The following is an 18,128-nucleotide window of genomic DNA, read 5'->3' as shown; positions in this document are numbered from 1 at the left end:
CATGCCACCAACCCACTGCCGAAAGCCATGCCAAGCCGGCAAAACCGTGCGCGCTGTCGCGACTCAGCCCAGAAACGCATCCGTGGCCAGCAGCAGCACGTGTTCGCGCACATCGTCGGGCCAGTGCAGGATCTTTTCCTCGAAGCCGCCGAAGTCGCCGGCAAACAGCGCGCGGGCGGCCTCCTCGAAACCCGGCTCGTCGCCGGCCATCACCAGCATGAAGCGGTAGGCCGCTTCCTGTGCGGCGCGGCGGCGGTCATCGCCGGCGCTGACCGCGCGGGCGGCGTCCACCAGCCGGCGCAGCGCCACCGACGCACCACCCGGCTGCGCCGCCAGCCAGTCCCAGTGGCGCGGCAGCAGGGTCACCTCGCGCGCCACCACGCCCAGCTTGGGACGCCCGGGCTTGCGTGGTGCGGGCGCGATCTTGCCGCCGCCACCCGGGCGTGGCTGCGACAGCCAGGCCAGCAGGTCGGCGGCAGGCAGTTCCAGCGGCAGTTCCAGCGCACGTCCGCCGGCATCTTCGAACACCCGTACCGGGCGCTGCGGCTGGGCGTCGAACGCCTGCTTGGCCTTCATCGCCACATGCCGCAGCTCGCCGGTGGCGATGCGGTGGCCGCCGGCGAACGCCGTGCAACGCAGGGAGGGTGTGAGCACGGGCAGGTTCTGGGTCACGGGTGGGGATTATTGCCCGGGCAAATCATGCGCGCAATGACCTCAGCGCCCGGTGGGCATGTCCACCAGTTTCAGGAACTCGCTGCGGGTGCGCGCATCCTCGCGGAAGCTGCCCAGCATCTTGCTGGTCACCATGCTCACCCCGCGCTTGTGCACGCCACGGGTGGTCATGCATTCGTGCGCGCCCACCACCACCACGCCCACACCGCGCGGCTGCAACGCGCGCTGGATGCAGTCGGCAATCTGCGCGGTCATCTTTTCCTGCACCTGGAAGCGCTTGGCATAGGCCTCCACCACCCGCGCCAGCTTGCTGATGCCCACCACCTTGCCCGCCGGCAGGTAGCCCACGTGCACCTTGCCGATGATCGGGGCCATGTGGTGCTCGCAGTGGCTTTCGTAGTCGATGTCGCGCAGCACCACCATTTCGTCGTAGCCGCCCACTTCCTCGAAGGTGCGCGCCATGTAGGCGTCCGGGTCCAGCGCGTAGCCGCCGAACCATTCCTCGAACGCCTGCGCCACCCGCTTGGGGGTATCGCGCAGGCCCTCGCGGGCGGGGTCGTCACCGGCCCACTGCAACAGCGTGCGCACGGCACCTTCGGCCTGCGCGCGGGTGATCTGGTTGCGGATGTCGTCGGCCATGGCGGTTCGGTGGCGATGCGGGGCGTGCATGGTAGCGCACACCCCTGGCATCCTCAGGACGCCGTGGCGGTTCCGCCCAGCAACCGCGCCGGCAGGGTCAGCAAGGCGCGCAGGAAACCGAATACCGCCTCGAGGGTGATGCCGACCAGTCGCAGCGGCAGCGACACCAGCCAAACCAGTGGCCACAACAGCAGGGCCAGCACCGCCAGCGGCCAGCACAGCACCCACAGCAGGCAGAACAGCAACAGGGTGGTCAGGGTCTTCATGGTCGTGCTCCGTGGTTCCCGTCGCTGCAAGCGCGACGGCCACCAGCCTCGCCTGCGTGGCGGCAGGGGGCAAGCGGTTTGCGATGAAAGCGGGCATGGCGCGACGAAAACCGCCGCCGGTGCCGCACGAACTAGGCGGCGGGTGCGTCCAGCGCCGGTACCGCTGCGCCCGGCAGCGTCTCCACGTCACGCAGGCTGCGTTCGATGGCGCGGGTGCGCACGCCGGTCTGTTCGATCTGCTTGCTGGCCTGGTCCAGCTTGTCCTTGACCTTGTCCAGCACGTCGCCGAACTTGCCGAATTCGCTCTTGGCTTTTTCGAGGATGCGCCAGACCTCGGCGGAGCGGCGCTCGATGGCCACGGTGCGGAAACCGATCTGCAGGCTGGTCAACAGGGCCAGCAAGGTGGTGGGGCCGGCCAGGGTGATGCGCAGGTCGCGTTGCAGCGCTTCGAACAGGCCGGGCCGGCGCAGGGCTTCGGCGTACAGGCCTTCGGTGGGCAGGAACAGCACCGCGAACTCGGTGGTGTGCGGCGGCGCCACGTATTTGCTGCGGATGCGCTTGGCCTCGTCGCGCAGGCGGCGTTCCAGCGCATCCCCTGCCGCACGGGCGGCATCCACTTCGCCGGCCTCTTGCGCGTCAAGCAAACGCTCGTAATCTTCACGCGGAAACTTGGCGTCAATCGGCAGCCACACCACGCCCGCATCGCTGCTGCCGGGGAAGCGCACCGCAAATTCCACCCGCTCGCTGCTACCCGGCACGGTGGCCACGTTGGCGGCATATTGCTCCGGCGTGAACACCTGCTCCAGCAAGCCGGCCAACTGCACTTCGCCGAAGATGCCGCGCGATTTCACATTGGTCAGCAACCGCTGCAAGCCGCCGACATCGGTGGCCAACTTGCTCATGTCGCCCAAGCCCTGATGCACCTGCATCAGCATGGTTTGCACATTGGCAAAACTTTCGGTGAGGCGGGTTTCCAGCGTGGCGTGCAGTTTTTCATCCACGGTGGCACGCATGGCATCGAGCTTGGCGGCGTTGTCGGCTTGCAAGGCTTTGAGTTGCTGCTCCAGCGTGCTGCGCAAGTCCACCAGCCGGGTTTCATTGCGTTCGGTGAGCTCGCGCAGGCGTGCGCCTTGGCCGTCGGCGTGGCGTTGTTGTTGCTCGGCGTTTTCCTGCCGCGCCTTGCGGGCATCTTCGCTCAGTGCCGCACGCAACTCGTCCAGACGCTTGTCGGTGTTCTGGGTGAGCTCGTCCAGCCGGGCGTCAGTGCGCGCCGCCACCGCCTGCAACTGCTGGCCGAAGCCGTCCACGCGCTGGCCTTGCTGCAAGGCAAAACTGTCCAGTTGCGCGCGCAACTCGTCGCGCCCGCTGCGCTGTTCTTCACGCAACAAGGCGGCGATGCGCTCTTCCGGGCGGCGCAGCAGCAACAGCACCAGTAGGCCGATGACGGCCATCAGAACCAGCAGCAACAACAGGGTGTCGATCGTCATTCGCCTAGTGTAGCCAGCGGCCGTCGCAAAACCTGCGACGCTGCAATGCAGCGCCGCCTCAACCGACCGACACCCCGAACGCCCAGCCGATCACGGCGGTGGCCGCCTGCGCCAGGCTGCCCCACAGCAACACCCGCCATGCGCCTTTCAGGCCGCCGCCGCCGGCCACGCGTTCGGCCACGTAGCCCAGCACCGCCAGCAGCACCGTGGTGCTGGCCACGATCGCCATGGCCAGGCCGCCGCTGCGCCACAACCAGGCCAGCAGCACCGGTGGCAGCGCGCCCACGGTGAACGACGCGGCCGACGCCAGTGCCGCCTGCACCGGGCGGGCGCGCTGCATGTCGTGGATGCCCACCTCGTCGCGCAGATGCGCGGCCAGATCGTCGTGCGCGGTGAGCTGCTCGGCCACCTGCCGCGCCAACGCCGGCTCCAGCCCGCGCTGGATGTAGATCTGGGTGAGCTCGTGCAGCTCCGCTTCCGGGTGCGCATCCAGCGCCGCACGCTCGATGCGGATATCCGCGTGCTCGGCATCGGCCTGCGAGCTGACCGAAACATATTCGCCGGCGGCCATCGACAACGCACCCGCCGCCAGCCCGGCCACGCCGGTGAGCAGGACGGTGGCCGGCTCGGCATGCGCGGTGGCCATGCCCAGCACCAGGCTGCTGGTCGAGATCAGCCCGTCGTTGGCACCCAGTACTGCGGCGCGCAGCCAACCACTGTGCTGGCTGCGATGGGGTTCGTGATGGTGATGGTGGTGTTCCAGTTGCATCGGCTTTGCCCTGGCTGCCCGCTGCAGCCGCGTTCCAGCGGGCATTGTAGGGGGCTTGCCGATGCCCTGCGCCAGTGATTCGCATCCGCACGCGTGCCTTCAGTTGCAAGCCTGCAATTGCCGCCGCAAAGCGACGTAATCGCCTACGTAGGTGATGGCGTCTTCACGCTGGATGAAGATCTGCGGCAGGCTGCGGACCGGCGTGCCGACTCTGGCCTGCAATTCTTCCACGCTGATGTCCTCGCCTACCGTGTGGCAGGTGAAGGCCAGCGATTGCATCCGGCACAGCAGCTTGCTCTTGTCGCATTCCATGCAGCCGTCCTTGCCGTAGATGATCACGTGCATCGTGTGCTCCCGGGTTGTCGTCGTCATCGGATAAATTCAAAAATCGGCATCGAACGTCACATCGGCATCGTCACGGCGCATCACCCCGACCTTGTAGGCAGCGATGTCCTGCTCCTGCGGCGAAGCCTGGGTCTTGCTGATGTTCAGCCACTTCTCCATGAACTTCAGCGGGTTGGCGGCCGGCAGCGGGTGCTTGCCGGCGGCCAAGCCCAAGGTCTGGTAGACATCCTTGGCGCAGTACAGCGTCCACGCCGTCAGCCGCTCGGCAGTCATCCCCACCAGTTCGCGGCCTTCGGAAAACAGGTAGTCGATCCAGCGCAGTTCGCTGTCGATGACTTCCTCGATCAGCGCTTCGATCCGTGCGCGGCATTGCGTAAACGCCGTCTGCCCGCGCTCGGTTTGCAGCTCGTTGAGCAGCACCGCACGATCCAGCTCGGCGTGGATCTCGAGTTCATCCTGAGCGATCTTCTGGATGGCCTTGCCGATCGGTTGGAACAAACCGGTATCACAGATGGCGAACGTCACCGCGAAGCTGGCCATGAACTGGATGCGCTCCATGCAAAACAGCGCCAGGATGGTCATGAACACCGCGTTGTAGGTGGCCTGGTCGTTGGGCAACTGACCCAACGCATAGCGGTGCGAGGCATCGTAGCCGGCGGCGAAGACCCTGGCCACTTCGTGCAGACGATCATGTGCCTGCTGCACGCGCAGGATTTCCTCGAGGATGACCGCCGGATTGTCGAACGAGTTGCGCACGATTTCCGAATAGGTGGCTGCATGTACCACTTCATTGTCGGAAATGCGTTGCCAGCAAGCCCACAGCTCACTGGAAGTGATGAATGGCGCCAGTACCGGGGCGATCGCGCGCGAGGCCACCGAATCGGCCTCCCACTGCCATGCCAAGGTCTTGATCATCATGTCGTAGGTGCCGCGCGGGCACGATTTGAAATCGGCATTGCAAGATGCGTAGTCGAATTCGTTCTCGTCCCAGTCGAGCGATTTCTGCGCCTTGTACAGCGCCCAGATTGCCGGATAGTGACGGTTGACGGTATCGAACAGTCCCGGGCGCTGGCCCAGCAGCAGCAGGGGTTTTTGGTAGTCGGTCTTGGTGCGGTTGAAGACGGTGTCGGTCATGGAAGGGTTCCGGGAAGTGGGCAGGCGCCGCGCCGCATTGCGCGGCTCACAGCGTGCAGGCGTCGCAGGTTTCGGCATCGGCATCGGCATCGGCAGACAGCGCCTCCGGTGTCGCCTTGGGGATGGCCAGCTCCAGCTGGCGCATGCCGGCCGAGGTCTTCTGGTTCATGTAGTACTTCGACTTCAGCCCCAGCTTCACCCGGTACAGGTAATCGGCGATCAATTCCGACGAGGCGATGGTGGCGTCGCCAATGACCTTGCGGTAGAAGTCGGCGGAGATGCCCTGGTCGGTCCACTTCTGCACGATGGCGTACAGCTCGGCCATGTCCTTGGCCGGGATGTCCCAGGCCAATTGATAGGCATCGCCCAGGGTGTCGCCTTCGGGTGCGGCCCAGTAATTGACGCGCTGATTGTCGGTTTTTATCAACGTGAGCTCGCGCACCGGGTACAGGCCGTTGGTGGTACCGGAGGCGTTGGCGCTGGTTTCGGTGGGCATGTGTGCCACCAGCACGGAATTGCGGATGCCGCCGTTGGCGATGATCTCGCTGCGCAGTGCTTCCCAGTCGTAACGGGTCTGGAACGGCGCGATCTGCTCGACATTGCGGTTGCTGGTATCGCTGGGCAGCCAGCCTTGCGGCCAGCGCGTCTTGTGCATCCACGGTGCATTGCCCAGCTCTTGCCCCAAGCGCAAGCTGGCACGCAGCAGGTGGTAGTAGTGGCGCTCGGCCACGGCGTGGATGAACTGCTTGCCTTCGACATCGGTATAGCGCTGGCCGTGTTTGGCCATCAGATGTGCCAGCCCTAGGATGCCGACGCCGGCGTTCAGCCGGTTGCGCGAGGTCACACCTACCTGCGGCAGCTCGTAGTGCGCCAAGTGGATGCATTTGTCGATCATCAGCAGTGCGTAATAGGCCACTTCCGCGTATTGCGCCTCGGACTCGATGTTGTCCACGCAAATGCCGGCCAGGTTGCAGGTGGCTACTTCGCCGGCTTCACCATCGTCGGAATACAAGTCGGTGACGTGCTGGAACGGCTTGGTGGGTAGCGCGATTTCCGCGCACAGGTTGGAGCTGTAGATCACGTCCAGGAACGGCGTGTGCCGGTTCATCTCGGCGATGTTGTGCTCGTAGACGCGGCCTGTTTCGTTCCATTCGTTGCTGGCGGTAATCAGCAACTCACGGGCGTTTGCCCATGTTTTCTCGAAGGCGGGATCTTGCTCGTAGCGTGCGTACAGGCGCTCGAATTCGGCCTCGTCCGCGCTGTAAAGCGCCGCTTGCAGGTCCGGCGCGGTGTGGCAGTTGAACAGGAAGATGTCCTCGTTGCGCGCCACCTTGCGCGCGAAGAAGCGGTTGCCGCCCCAGCTGTAGTCCATCCCGCGGATTTTCTTGTCCTCGGTGGACATCGGGTTTTTCAGACGCAGCAACACGTCCACTTCCGGATCGAAGATCGGAAAATACGTGGTACACGCACCGCCGCGGCCGTTCTGAAGATTGCATTTCACCTCCGCCACCAGCGCGCGGTAGTAGGGCAATTTGCCTTGATGGCGAATGACGCCACCACGCACCGGGTCGTTCACCGATCGCGTTTGCAGGTGCGCGCCGATGCCGGCGCTCATGTAGGTCATGGTGTTGGCGATGTGGTTACCGATCGCGATAGAGCGCGCGTTGTCGTCCACCGTGTACAGGCAGCAGCTGGCGTAGCCGCGCAACGGCGTGCCCAGGTTGACGTGGTTGGGGGTGGGCGCGTTGATGCGGTTGCAGGAGAGATGCTCGTAGAAGCAGGCCACGTCGCGCATGCGCCGCTCGCGCGGCTGGTCCACCGCCAATGCCATCGCCATCCGCATGTAGATGAACTGCGGCGATTCAAATTGCACACCGGCCACGCGGTCGGCGATCGCGTATTTGGTCAGGTGGGTGTGCAGCTGGTAGTGCGCATAACTGAAGTCGCGCTCGTGGTCGATCAGCGCCTCGACCTGTGCGTATTCGGCATCCGAATAATCCAGCACTTCCATATAGCCCAGCGCCTGCAATTTGCGATGCAAGGCCAGCACGGTGGGGCGGTTGTTGCGGTACAGGTCCTTGCGGATCAAGGTGGCATACAGCCGCCCGGCCATGCGGTTGTACGACCAGCTGTCGTAGTTCAGGCAGGTGCGGATGAGTTGTTGTTGCAGCTCGCGCGAACTGGCGGTGTCGGGCATGGCCGACACGGTGTCCAGCACCGCCGACGGCCAGTCCACCGCATCGCCCAGCGCGGCGGCAGCCCACTGGCCCCATTGGTTGAGTTTGGACGGCGTGAACGGTTCGACGTGGCCGTCGCGCTTGATGATGGTTTGCAGCATGTGTGCTTCCCGCTGGAAAGCCAGCCCGGCAGACGCCCGGCGGCTCCTTGACCGAATACCTGCTCCCGCGCGCAGGGCCAAGGGATGGGGCTTGCAAGGCAAAGGCACACGCCCACGCGCGGGCACGCCATGCCCGGCACGCGACGCGCTTCCCCTCGAAGCGGCCACCCGCACCGGCATGCTGGCCCATGGCTGTCGCAGCCCCTGCGACCAGCACGCCCGGTGTGTCGGCAGGTCTTCGGACTTGTGGACATGGGGTGGCCCCCGCCTACTAGGCGCCGCTTCCCGGGGTTGCCCCCAGTGCTGTTGGCGCCGGTCGTTTCCACTTACCGCTGCGGGGCAGTTCCGGATTCGCACCGGATTCCCTTTTCAACCCCAGTGGTGATCGCACCTGCTGGAGTACCGACTGGCACAAGATATTGTGTGCGCCGGAATTGGTCAACACGAAATATGGGGCAGCGCGTGCCTTTCAGTCCAGCACGCGGCAGAACACCGCCTTGAGGTAACGCGACTCCGGCACCTGCGCCAGCCACGGGTGGTCCGGGCCGGCGCCGGCGACCTTGAGCACCTGCACCGTGCGGCCGGCGTAGAACGCGGCGCGGCGCAACATGTCGAGGAACTGGTCCTCGCTGACCAGGCCGGTGCAGCTGAAGGTGGCGAACAGCCCACCCGGCTTGACCACGCCCAGCGCCAGCTTGTTCATGTCGAGGTACTTCTTCAGCGCGTTGATGACCTGCTCGCGGTCGCGGGTCATCTTGGCCGGGTCGAGGATGACCACGTCGAACTGTTCGCCGGCCGCCGCCGCATCGCGCAGCCACGGGAAGATGTCGGCCTGCACGAAGCGCGGCTTGACGTGGTTGAGATAGGCATTGTGCTTGGCGATCTCGATCACTGCCGGGTCGATGTCGATGCCCACCACCTCGCTGGCGCCGCGCGCCGCCGCATACACGCCGAAGCCGCCGGTATTGCAGCACAGGTCGAGCACGCGCTTGCCCGCCACCTGCTGGCTCAGCCATTGGCGGTTCTCGCGCTGGTCGGCGAAGAAGCCGGTCTTGTGCGCGCCGGCCGGGTCGGCACGGAACTTGATGCCGTGCTCGGTGACGATGGCCGGCTCGGTGCCCTGGGTGTCCTTGTAGTCGAAGCTTTCCTGCTTCTGCACGTGCTCATCGGCGAAGCTGTGGAAGCGGCAGCCGGGGAAGTGCTCGCGCAGGGCGTCGAAGATGATGCTGCGGTGGCGCCACGCGCCGGCGCTGAAGAACTCGACCACGATCAGGTCGTCGTAGCGGTCCACCACCAGCCCGCTGATGCCGTCGCCCTCGCTGTGGACCACGCGCCAGGCGTTGGAGATCTCGTCCAGCTTGAGGATCTCGCGACGCAGCTGAATGGCTTCACCGATCTTGCGCACGAACCAGGCGGCGTCCACCGCCACGTCGGGGTCGCGCTCCAGCATGCGCAGGGCGATCCGCGAATGGCCGTTGTAGAAGCCGCGGCCGATCCACGCGCCATCCACGCCGACCACATCGACAATGCTGCCGGGCTTGGGCCGCTGCGCGGGTTTTTCGACCAGCCGCTGGAAGATCCATGGGTGGGTGGAATTCCAGGCGTTCTTGAGCCGGACTTGGGGCAGGATGTCGTTCATCCGCGCATTGTAGGCGGTTGCGGGAAGGTCGATGCCGCGGGCGGCTTGCCTTCCCCGCCCACGGCCCCACATCGCAAGCATGTCCAGCCCGCCATCCCGCGCCGCCCAGCGCCTGTCCGACCGCTTGCGGCTGCAACGCGCTTTCATCGCCAGCCTCGGTTTCAGTCTGCTGCTGTGGGCCTGCTTCGCCGCCCAGCAAGGGTTCGACTGGGCCTTCCTTGCGGTGACGCCGCACAGCCTGCCGGGCCTGACGGGCCTGCTCACCGCCCCGCTGCTGCACGGCTCGGTGGCGCATGTGCTGGCCAATTCCACCGCGTTGTTGCTGCTGGGCACGCTGGCCGGCACCACCTATCCCAAGGCCACCCTGCGCGCATTGCCCTTGCTGTGGCTGGGTGCGGGGCTGGGCGCGTGGCTGCTGGGGGAGGCCGGCACGCATCATCTCGGTGCCAGCGGGCTGACCCACGGGCTGGGCTTCCTGCTGTTCACCCTCGGCCTGCTGCGCCGCGACCGCGCGGCGATTGCCGCCGGCATGCTGGCGTTCTTTTTCTATGGCGGCATGCTGATGACGATCCTGCCGCACGAGGCGGGCGTGTCGTGGCAGTCGCACCTGGGCGGCGCGCTGGCGGGCGTGCTGGCCGCGCTCCTGTTCCGCCGCAGCGACCCGCAACCGGCACGCGCGCAATACAGCTGGGAGATCGAGGAAGCGCAGGAACGCGCCCGCAGCGAAGCCGGATTCGAGACCTTCGAAACCCGTGCCCCCGACGACGTGCCGGTGCTTTGGCAGCGCGGAACCGCAGAGGAGGCGCGCGGCCAGGTGCTGCCGTTCCGGCCACGCGACCAGCACCGCCCGTGATGCCGACCGGATTCGACGCGCACGGCAGCGCGTCTTATCCTGTGCGCCACGCCAAGGTCGGCGTGGAGTCATCCCAAAGGAGTTGCAAATGAAGAAGATTCTTGCGCTGGGCTGCGTGCTGGCCCTTTCCGCCCTGTCCACCAGTGCACTGGCCGGCAACGCGTTCGTGCGCGGCGAGCTGGGCCAAAGCGACGTCAATGCCAAGATTGACGGCACCGGCAACAGCGGCAGCGACAAGGACAATGCGTTCTCGCTGCGCGGCGGCTACTGGTTCAATTCCAATTTCGCCGTGGAAGGTCATTACAGCAAGTTCTACGACGAAACCGTGTACGACGACGGCACCAACCATGCCAGCGCCAAGCTGTCGGCGATCGGCCTGGGCGTGGTGGTCAAGGAACACGCCACCCCGACCGACCTGGGCTTTTTCGTCCAGCTGCGCGGCGGCCTGGCCCGCGGCAAGCTGTCGGTGGATTCGAACCTGGGCAGCGGCAGCGAGACGTCGACCAAGCCGTACTACGGCATCGGCGCCGGCTACGACTTCAGCAAGCAGTACGGCGTGAGCCTCAACTACGACCACAACCAGGGTTCGGGCGGCGGTCTGCGCCTGCGTGCCAACACCCTGTCGCTGGGGTTCGAAGCCCGCTTCTGAGCGCGGCCCGCCACGGCATCCACGCAGGCCGCCGCAAGGCGGCCTGCGTGTTTATGGTGTTGTCGTTCGGCCTGCGTTGCGCCACGCCGCGCTACCCTGCGCGCAGCCTCCGTCCCGGCTGCCGCCTCGCACCGTCATTGCCCATGCCCTGTCGCTCCATGTCCATGCCGCGCACCGCCTGTCTTGCCCTTGCTGCCGTCCTGCTGGGCGCTTGTGCGTCCGCCCCCACGCCCGCCCCTACCCCAGCGCCATCCGTGGCCACGCCGATGCTGCCGGCCGTGAAGATCGGCCTGGCGCTGGGCGGCGGTGCCGCCAAGGGCTTTGCCCACATCGGCGTGATCAAGATGCTGGAAGCCAACGGCATCCAGCCGGTGGTGGTGGCCGGCACCAGCGCCGGCAGCGTGGTCGGCGCGCTGTACGCCAGCGGCATGGATGCCTATGCCTTGCAGCAGAAGGCGGTGGCACTGGACGAAGCCAGCATCCGCGACGTCAGCCTGTTTTCCGGTGGCGTGGTGAAGGGGCAGAAGCTGGAGGATTACGTCAACACCCAGCTGCATGAACGCACCTTCGAGCAACTGAAGAAACCCTTCGCCGCCGTCGCCACGCGCCTCGAAGATGGCCAGCGCACGGTGTTCGTGCGCGGCAACGTGGGCCAGGCGGTGCGCGCATCCAGTTCGATCCCGGGGGTGTTCGAAGCGGTCAGCATCGGCAAGCACCACTACGTCGATGGTGGCGTGGCCAGCCCGGTGCCGGTGGACGCCGCGCGCGACCTGGGCGCGCAGTTCGTGATCGCGGTGGACATCAGCAGCAAGGCCACCGGCGCGGCCGACCCGTCCAGCATGCTGGGCAACGTCAACCGCAGCATCGCCATCATGGGGCAGAAGCTGGGTGCGGCCGAACTGGCGCGCGCCGACATCATCATCCGCCCCGCCGTGAACGACATCGGTGCCACCGATTTCGCGCAGAAGAACCGCGCCATCCTCGAAGGCGAACGCGCCGCGCAGGCGGCGTTGCCGCAGATCCGCGCCAAACTGGCCGCCATGCAGGCACAACGCCTGGCCCAGGCGCGGGCGACCGCCGAAGCCCGCGCCGCACAGCAGCGCGAGGATGCGCGCAAGGCGCGCTGCGCGCAGCAAACCGGGTGGCTGGACAGGTTGCGGCGCGACCCGGATTGCAAGTGACCGCGCGGGGCGTTATCGCTCGCGCGACGTGACGCCCACGCCGTAGCCATACACCAACTTGCCGCCCAGCCAGCCGGTGGCCAGCAAGGCCAGCACCCCCGCACCGCTGAGCGCCAGCGCCCACACGTCCGGAGCCATCGGCTGCCGGTCGTGCAGACGCAGGAACACGCTGCCGGCATACAGGCACCAGGTGGCCAGCGCGAGGCCCATATGCGCATTGGCGGTGCCACCGGCCGGATGCTCGGCCGGCAGCTTGAGCAATTCCAGGAACCCGGCCGCCGCCGCCAGCAGCCCGAAGCCACACCCCAGCACGGCCAGTGCGAATGCCAGCGGCCACAGCCATGGCGGGGCCCAGAACAGGCCGAGCACGTCCGCCGCCGTGGCCAGCACCCAGCACGCCACCGGGAAATGCACCACGGCGGGATGGACGGGATGGCTCATTGCATCACCACCGCCGCGATCAGCACTGCCGCCCCGGTGACGGCGAAGCTGGCATGGGTCAGCACCACGCGCTTGAGCGCCACCCGCTTGCCATAATGGATCGACGCCAGATAGAAACCGAAGCAGGCGGTGACCACGAACACGCCCAGTGCCACCAATGGCAAGGTGCCGATGTGCTCGGCAGTCAGGACGGACGCCGTCAGCAACACCAACCCGGTGGCACCCAGCAAGGCGTGCAGCAGCGACACCACCCACGGCGCCAGTTTCCCGCGCAGCACGTACGACGCCAGCACCAGACCGCCACAGGCGCCCACCAGAAACACGATCAAGGCATACAGCAACATTCCACACCCCCTTCTGGGTCGATGAATAGAGACTTCAGGCTTGCGTGGCGGGCAGTGCCGCAATCCGCGCCATCACCACCTCGGTGAGATGCGCGCACCGCGCGCCCATGAACTGGAACGCCTCCCCCTGCGCTGCCGACACGCGGCTGGCCAACGCCTCGCGCAACTGGCGCCGGGCGCGGTGCAGGCGGGTCTTCACGGTTTCCTGGCGGATCTCCAGCGCGCTGGCGGTGTCTTCCACCGAACACCCTTCCACGTCGCGCAGCACATACACCAGCCGGAACGCCTCCGGCAGTGCGTCCACCGCCTGTTCCAACAACCGGCGCATTTGCGCACGCGCCGCTTCCTCGGCGGGGTCGTCGCCCAGCACGCGGCCGGGAAACGCAATCAGCTGCGCCGCAGGTGCGCCCCTGTCGATATCGTCGATGTCCACGCTGTCGCGCCTCCGGCGCAGGCGACCATAGGCTTCATTGAGGGCGATGCGGGTCAGCCAGGTCGCCAGCGATGCTTCGCCGCGGAAGCTGCCCAGCTTTTCGTAACCGTGCACGTAGGCTTCCTGCACCACGTCCTCGGCTTCGGTCTCGTTGCGGATGACCCCACGCACCACCCGGAACATGCGCTGGTTGCAGCGCTGCATGATCTGCCGGAACGCTTCGCGCTCACCGGCCAGGACGCAGGCCACCAGTGCGGCATCGTCGAGTGCGGCGTAGTCGCGCGTGGCGCCTGCTGCAATCGTGTTCATGGCTGTTCCTCCATCACGCCGACAGCGCAGCGAGGATATCGTTGCGCCACGGCTCCCGTTCGAACGCGCCCAGCAGCCGCCGTGTCAGCATCGCGCTGCGGTGCACATGCACGCCGCGGCTGGTCATGCAGCCATGGCTGGCGCGGATCACCACCGCCACCCCGCGCGGCTGCAGCTCGCGCTGCAGCGCGTCGGCGATGTCCACCGTCAGCCGCTCCTGGATCTGCAACCGGCGCGCGTAGGCATCCACCAGCCGCGCCAGCTTGGACAGGCCCACCACGTGTTCGCCCGGCAGGTAGGCGAGATGCGCCACGCCGGTGATCGGCGCCATGTGGTGCTCGCAGGTGCTGTGCAGCGGGATGTCGCGCAGCAGCACGATGTCGTCGTAGCCGGAACGTTCGAAGCGACGGCCAAGGATCTGCGCCGGGTCCTTGGCGTAACCACCGAACCATTCCTCGTACGCGCGCGCCACCCGCGCCGGGGTGTCGTGCAGGCCCGCGCGCAGCGGATCGTCACCGGCCCAGCGGATCAGCGTGCGTACCGCCGCCTCGGCCTCGGCGCGGCTGGGCCGGGGGACATCGAATGCATCCTCCGCCGTGACGGGTGGTGCCGAAACGTGCAGGACGGGCGTGAGCATGATCAGGGTCCGGATCGGGGTCTTGTCCTGGCAGATGCAGCGGCGCGGAAAAGGTTCCCGGGGCCCCGTTCCCGCGTTCTGCATCCTTCCACAAGACCTCTTCCCGACCACCGCCCCACGCGGCGCGCTGCTGATGACAGGCAGGCGGCCGGCGTCATTCGCCCAGCACCCAGCCCTGCGCGCGCTTGACCGTGCGCAGCACGAAGCTGGAATTGACGTCGTCCACGTCCGCCTGCGCCAGCAGCTTGTCCAGCAGGAAGCGGGAGAAGTGCTCGAGGTTGCGCACCATCACGTGCAGCAGGTAGTCCATGTCGCCGGTCAGGGCGTGGCAGGTCACCACTTCCGGCCAGTCGTTCACCTGCCGCGCGAAGGCATCGATGCGTTCGGCGTCATGGCTCTTGAGCTGCACCCGCACGAACGCCTGCAGGCCCAACCCCAGCCGCTCGGGGTCGACCTCGGCGCGGTAGCCGGCAATCACCCCGTCACGCTCCAGCCGCTGCACCCGGCGCAGGCAGGCCGACGCCGACAGGTGCACGCGCTCGGCCAGCTCGGCATTGGTGAGGCGGCCACTGCGCTGCAATTCGGCCAGCAGGGTCAGGTCGATGCGATCCAGCTCGGTAGCGCCCATTTCTTGCACCCATCCGCGTTTTTCAGGGTGAATATTGCGTGATTCTGCTGCATGCACACAACTTTGCAGACATCTTGCGCAGCAGTGCGCCTACCCTGTGCGGTGTCCTCCTGCCTGGGTTTCGCCCATGTCCGCCCAACCGCTGCCGCGCCGTCTTGAAAGCATCCAAAGCGAACGGGGCTCGATCCCGGTCTACGCCACCGGCACGGTGGAGCAGCCGTGGGACAGCTACAGCGACAGCGACCACGACGTCTGGCAGCAGCTGTACGCGCGCCAGCAGGCGCTGCTGCCCGGCCGTGCCTGTGACGCCTTCCTGCATGCGCAGGCCTTGCTGCGGATGAGTCCGACCCGGATTCCGAAATTCAGCGAGCTCAACCAGGTGCTGGGTGCCGCTACCGGCTGGCAGATCGTGGGGGTGGAAGGGCTGCTGCCGGAGCTGGATTTCTTCACCCACCTCGCCAACCGCCGCTTTCCGGTGAGCTGGTGGATCCGCCGCATGGAGCAGATCGACTACATCGAAGAGCCCGACCTGTTCCACGACCTGTTCGGCCATGTGCCGCTGCTGATGGACCCGTTGTTCGCCGACTATCTGGAAGCCTATGGCAAGGGCGGCATCAAGGCCCACGGCATCGGCCCGGAAGCCTTGATGCAACTGGCGCGGCTGTACTGGTACACGGTGGAATTCGGCCTGATCCGGCAGGCCGACGGCCTGCGCATCTACGGCGCCGGCATCGTCAGCTCCAAGGGCGAATCCATCCATTGCCTGGAATCTCCCGCGCCGCTGCGCATCGGCTTCGACCTCGAACGCATCATGCGCACCGGCTACCACATCGACAGCTACCAGAAGACCTACTTCGTCATCGACAGCTTCGAGCAGTTGATCGCGGCCACGCTGGCCGACTTCACCCCGATCTACGCGCGCCTGGCCGGGCAGCCGGTGCTGCCCGCCGATGCGCTCCAGCCCGGCGAGGTGGCGTTGCCGGCGGCAGCCGCCAGGCCATGACCCCCGCCGCACTCACTTCGGCAGCAACGTCACCCGGTCCAGCACCCACATCGCCGGCCGGGTGTCGCCACTGAACCACAGGCACAGGTCGGCCTTGTCCGGAGCGTTTTGCAGCGGCGTGCGCAGGGTGAGGAAACCGTCGGCATCGGGCTGCGCCGGCAGCGGCAGGCGGGCCAGCAGCGGGCCGTCGCAACCGGCATGCAGTTCCAATTCGCCATGCGCGGTGGTTGCCGGCTTGAAGGTGCGGTACGGTTCGTCGTGGGCAAGCTGGAAGAAATACGGGATGCGGCCGGCGCGGACTTCCACGCTGCCGATGCCGGCCAGCGGTGCGGCGTCCCAACGCCAGCAGGGATTGAAGATGTCGACGTTGTAGACCGCACGCGGGCCGCTGCGCGGGCCATCGTCTTCCAGCCGCAACATCAGTTGCCCGGTGCACATCGCCAGTTGTTCGTCGCTGCGGGTGAGCAGGCTGGCGGCGGTGTAGTGCTGTTCGAACACGGCCCCCAGCGGCCGGCCGTCGAAAAACGCCTGCGCCTTCACGGTGGCGGGCAACGGCAGGGCCAGGGTCGTGAAATAACGCGGCGACGTGCCGGCGGGGGTACTACCGTCCAGGGTGTAGTGCACGGCATAGCCCAGCGGCTGGTGCAAGGTGAGCTCGGCCTGCCCGGTGCTGCCGGTTTGCAGGCTGGCATGGGGTTGGAACGGGGTTTGCGCCACGGCCATGCCCTGCGCCTGCCAGCGCGGCAGCATGGCGGGCAGGCGTTGCAGGAAGCTCTGGTAATCGCGCGCACCCGGCGGCGACCACGCCACTTCCGCGAGCGCGGCGATGCGCGGGAACACGGCATGCTGCACGCGCGCGAAGTTGCGCATGTGTTCGGTCCACACGTTGGCCTGCACCCCCAGGATGTGGCGGGCCTGGCCCGCGTCCAGTTCCGCGGGTACCGGCTCGAAGGCGTACACCTGTTGCAGGGATATCACCGCCGGGCGGCCGGGAGATTCTTCCGGCGAATGGGTTTGCAGATAGTCCAGATACAACTCGCCGGAAGGGCTCATCACCACGTCGTGACCCTGCCTGGCGGCATTGACGGCACCGCCGCGACCGCGCCAACTCATCACCGTGGCCGCTGCCGGCAATCGGCCTTCCAGGATTTCATCCCAGCCGATCAGGCGCTTGCCGTGTGCGGCCAACGTTTTTTCCAGCCGTGCCACCATCCAGGCTTGCAAGCCGGCTTCGTTCTTCACGCCCAATGCGCGGATGCGGGCCTGCATCTTCGGCGAAGCGACCCACTGGTCTTTCACCGCCTCGTCGCCACCGATGTGCACGAACGTCCCCGGGAACAGCTTCACCACCTGCCCGAGCACGTCGTCGAGGAAGCGCATGGTGGTCTCATCGGCATTGAACAGCTGGGTGTTCACGCCCCACTCGTTCGACACCGCGATCGGCTGGCCCGATACGCCCAGCTGCGGATAAGCGGCGATGGCGGCGGTGGCGTGGCCGGGGATGTCCACTTCCGGCACCACGTCGATGTGGCGCTCGGCGGCATACGCCACCACGTCGCGGATTTGCGCTTCGGTGTAGTAGCCGCAATAGGGCACCGGCTTGCCGCTGGCGGTGTCGATGCCGGCATCGCCTGCCGGAATGCGGCAGCCGCCCACCGTGACCAACTTCGGCCAACCCGGCACCGGCAAGCGCCAGCCCTGGTCGTCGGTGAGGTGCCAGTGGAAGGTATCGAGCTTGAGTTGCGCCATCGCGTCCAGCAGGTGCTTGATCTCGTCCACCGATTGGAAATGCCGCGCCGAATCCAGCATCAACCCGCGCCATCCGAAACGCGGCTGGTCTTCGATGTCGAGCGCCGGCAACACCACGCCGCCCTGGCCGGCAGCGCCCGAGGTGAGCAGTTGCGCCAGCGTCACCGCACCGTAGTACAGGCCCTTGTCGCTGCCGGCACGCACCCGCACGCCATTGCCGTCGATGTCGATGGCGTAGGCATCCGGCAGCGGCCAGCGGCAGCTGGCATCCAGCACGAACGCAATGTCAGCGCGGGCGGTGGCGGGGTTTGCCGCTTCCAGCGTGATGGGGAACACATCGCCCAGCATCGCCTGGAATTGCCGGCCCACCTGCCGCAGCCGCGGGTCATCGCCGGCCTGCACCCGCGCATGCGCCGGCACCGTGAAGCTGCCGGGCCGCTGCAGCATGTGCGCCGGTTGCGGGATCAACCGCGGCACCACCGGCGCGTCCGCGGCGGCGCACGGCGGCAGCAGCAGGGACAACGTGACAAGCAACAGGGCAAGACGTGGCTGCATCGCGGGCTCCGGAAGCGATGCCGGGATTCTGGCATCGGCCATCAAAAAAATGGGGCC

19 protein-coding genes and 1 riboswitch are annotated in these 18,128 nt (G+C 66.8%); of the genes, 4 read left to right on the top strand and 15 right to left on the bottom strand.

Annotated features, from left to right (window positions below; translation table 11 throughout):
• Window positions 1-63: 63 nt before the first annotated feature.
• From ACE3OK_RS04925 to ACE3OK_RS04885, 9 genes are all read right to left on the bottom strand, one after another.
• Window positions 64-672: a DUF2239 family protein gene (locus tag ACE3OK_RS04925; protein ID WP_374248436.1), complete on the bottom strand. Its 609-nt coding sequence runs from the start codon at window positions 670-672 to the stop codon at window positions 64-66.
• Window positions 673-714: 42 nt separating this feature from the next.
• Window positions 715-1,311 carry a GTP cyclohydrolase I FolE gene (gene folE, locus ACE3OK_RS04920; RefSeq protein ID WP_374248435.1) on the bottom strand — a complete coding sequence of 199 codons (597 nt, stop codon included), beginning with the start codon at window positions 1,309-1,311 and terminating at the stop codon, window positions 715-717.
• A 53-nt stretch (window positions 1,312-1,364) separates the two neighbouring features.
• Window positions 1,365-1,577, bottom strand: coding sequence for a hypothetical protein (locus ACE3OK_RS04915; RefSeq protein ID WP_374248434.1), 213 nt, complete (start codon window positions 1,575-1,577; stop codon window positions 1,365-1,367).
• A 131-nt stretch (window positions 1,578-1,708) separates the two neighbouring features.
• A complete protein-coding gene (gene rmuC, locus ACE3OK_RS04910) occupies window positions 1,709-3,064 on the bottom strand; it encodes a DNA recombination protein RmuC (protein ID WP_374248433.1) in 1,356 nt (451 codons plus the stop codon).
• A 58-nt stretch (window positions 3,065-3,122) separates the two neighbouring features.
• Window positions 3,123-3,833, bottom strand: a complete 711-nt coding sequence (locus tag ACE3OK_RS04905; RefSeq protein WP_374248432.1) for a VIT family protein — start codon at window positions 3,831-3,833, stop codon at window positions 3,123-3,125.
• 99 nt (window positions 3,834-3,932) lie between these two features.
• A complete protein-coding gene (locus ACE3OK_RS04900) occupies window positions 3,933-4,205 on the bottom strand; it encodes a glutaredoxin domain-containing protein (protein ID WP_374248431.1) in 273 nt (90 codons plus the stop codon).
• Window positions 4,206-4,214: 9 nt separating this feature from the next.
• Complete coding sequence (locus tag ACE3OK_RS04895; RefSeq protein ID WP_374248430.1) at window positions 4,215-5,312, bottom strand: ribonucleotide-diphosphate reductase subunit beta; 1,098 nt, start codon at window positions 5,310-5,312, stop codon at window positions 4,215-4,217.
• Window positions 5,313-5,358: 46 nt separating this feature from the next.
• A complete protein-coding gene (locus ACE3OK_RS04890) occupies window positions 5,359-7,650 on the bottom strand; it encodes a ribonucleoside-diphosphate reductase subunit alpha (RefSeq protein WP_374248429.1) in 2,292 nt (763 codons plus the stop codon).
• A 211-nt stretch (window positions 7,651-7,861) separates the two neighbouring features.
• Window positions 7,862-8,072: riboswitch (cobalamin riboswitch) on the bottom strand.
• Window positions 8,073-8,119: 47 nt separating this feature from the next.
• Entirely contained in the window at window positions 8,120-9,289 is a 1,170-nt protein-coding gene (locus tag ACE3OK_RS04885; protein ID WP_374248428.1) for a class I SAM-dependent rRNA methyltransferase, read from the bottom strand.
• Window positions 9,290-9,368: 79 nt separating this feature from the next.
• Between ACE3OK_RS04885 and ACE3OK_RS04880 the strand changes: the two genes are divergently transcribed.
• From ACE3OK_RS04880 to ACE3OK_RS04870, 3 genes are all read left to right on the top strand, one after another.
• A complete protein-coding gene (locus ACE3OK_RS04880; protein WP_374248427.1) occupies window positions 9,369-10,142 on the top strand; it encodes a rhomboid family intramembrane serine protease in 774 nt (257 codons plus the stop codon).
• A gap of 88 nt (window positions 10,143-10,230) precedes the next feature.
• Window positions 10,231-10,791: a porin family protein gene (locus tag ACE3OK_RS04875; protein ID WP_374248426.1), complete on the top strand. Its 561-nt coding sequence runs from the start codon at window positions 10,231-10,233 to the stop codon at window positions 10,789-10,791.
• Between the two features lie 158 nt (window positions 10,792-10,949).
• Complete coding sequence (locus ACE3OK_RS04870) at window positions 10,950-11,972, top strand: patatin-like phospholipase family protein (protein WP_374248425.1); 1,023 nt, start codon at window positions 10,950-10,952, stop codon at window positions 11,970-11,972.
• Window positions 11,973-11,984: 12 nt separating this feature from the next.
• Here the strand turns inward: ACE3OK_RS04870 and ACE3OK_RS04865 are convergent, their stop codons facing one another.
• The 5 genes from ACE3OK_RS04865 to ACE3OK_RS04845 form a co-directional block, all read right to left on the bottom strand.
• Window positions 11,985-12,413, bottom strand: coding sequence for a DUF2231 domain-containing protein (locus tag ACE3OK_RS04865; protein WP_374248424.1), 429 nt, complete (start codon window positions 12,411-12,413; stop codon window positions 11,985-11,987).
• On the bottom strand, window positions 12,410-12,757 hold the full coding sequence (locus ACE3OK_RS04860; protein ID WP_374248423.1) for a hypothetical protein: 348 nt from the start codon (window positions 12,755-12,757) through the stop codon (window positions 12,410-12,412). Before ACE3OK_RS04860 ends, ACE3OK_RS04865 begins: the two co-directional genes overlap by 4 nt.
• Window positions 12,758-12,791: 34 nt before the next feature.
• Complete coding sequence (locus ACE3OK_RS04855) at window positions 12,792-13,499, bottom strand: RNA polymerase sigma factor (protein ID WP_374248422.1); 708 nt, start codon at window positions 13,497-13,499, stop codon at window positions 12,792-12,794.
• Between the two features lie 13 nt (window positions 13,500-13,512).
• A complete protein-coding gene (gene folE / locus ACE3OK_RS04850; protein ID WP_374248421.1) occupies window positions 13,513-14,136 on the bottom strand; it encodes a GTP cyclohydrolase I FolE in 624 nt (207 codons plus the stop codon).
• 154 nt (window positions 14,137-14,290) lie between these two features.
• Window positions 14,291-14,764: an Lrp/AsnC family transcriptional regulator gene (locus ACE3OK_RS04845; RefSeq protein WP_374248420.1), complete on the bottom strand. Its 474-nt coding sequence runs from the start codon at window positions 14,762-14,764 to the stop codon at window positions 14,291-14,293.
• A gap of 127 nt (window positions 14,765-14,891) precedes the next feature.
• On the opposite strand from ACE3OK_RS04845, the gene phhA reads away from it, so the two are divergent.
• Window positions 14,892-15,767: a phenylalanine 4-monooxygenase gene (phhA, locus tag ACE3OK_RS04840; protein ID WP_374248419.1), complete on the top strand. Its 876-nt coding sequence runs from the start codon at window positions 14,892-14,894 to the stop codon at window positions 15,765-15,767.
• A gap of 12 nt (window positions 15,768-15,779) precedes the next feature.
• On the opposite strand, the gene ACE3OK_RS04835 is transcribed toward phhA, so the two are convergent.
• Window positions 15,780-18,071: a beta-N-acetylhexosaminidase gene (locus ACE3OK_RS04835; RefSeq protein ID WP_374248418.1), complete on the bottom strand. Its 2,292-nt coding sequence runs from the start codon at window positions 18,069-18,071 to the stop codon at window positions 15,780-15,782.
• Window positions 18,072-18,128: the final 57 nt, after the last annotated feature.

It is taken from the genome of Thermomonas sp. (assembly GCF_041905325.1).
Classification (GTDB): domain Bacteria; phylum Pseudomonadota; class Gammaproteobacteria; order Xanthomonadales; family Xanthomonadaceae; genus Thermomonas.
The sequence above is the reverse complement of the archived record's forward strand: the minus strand, read 5'-3'. Positions and strand labels throughout refer to the sequence as shown.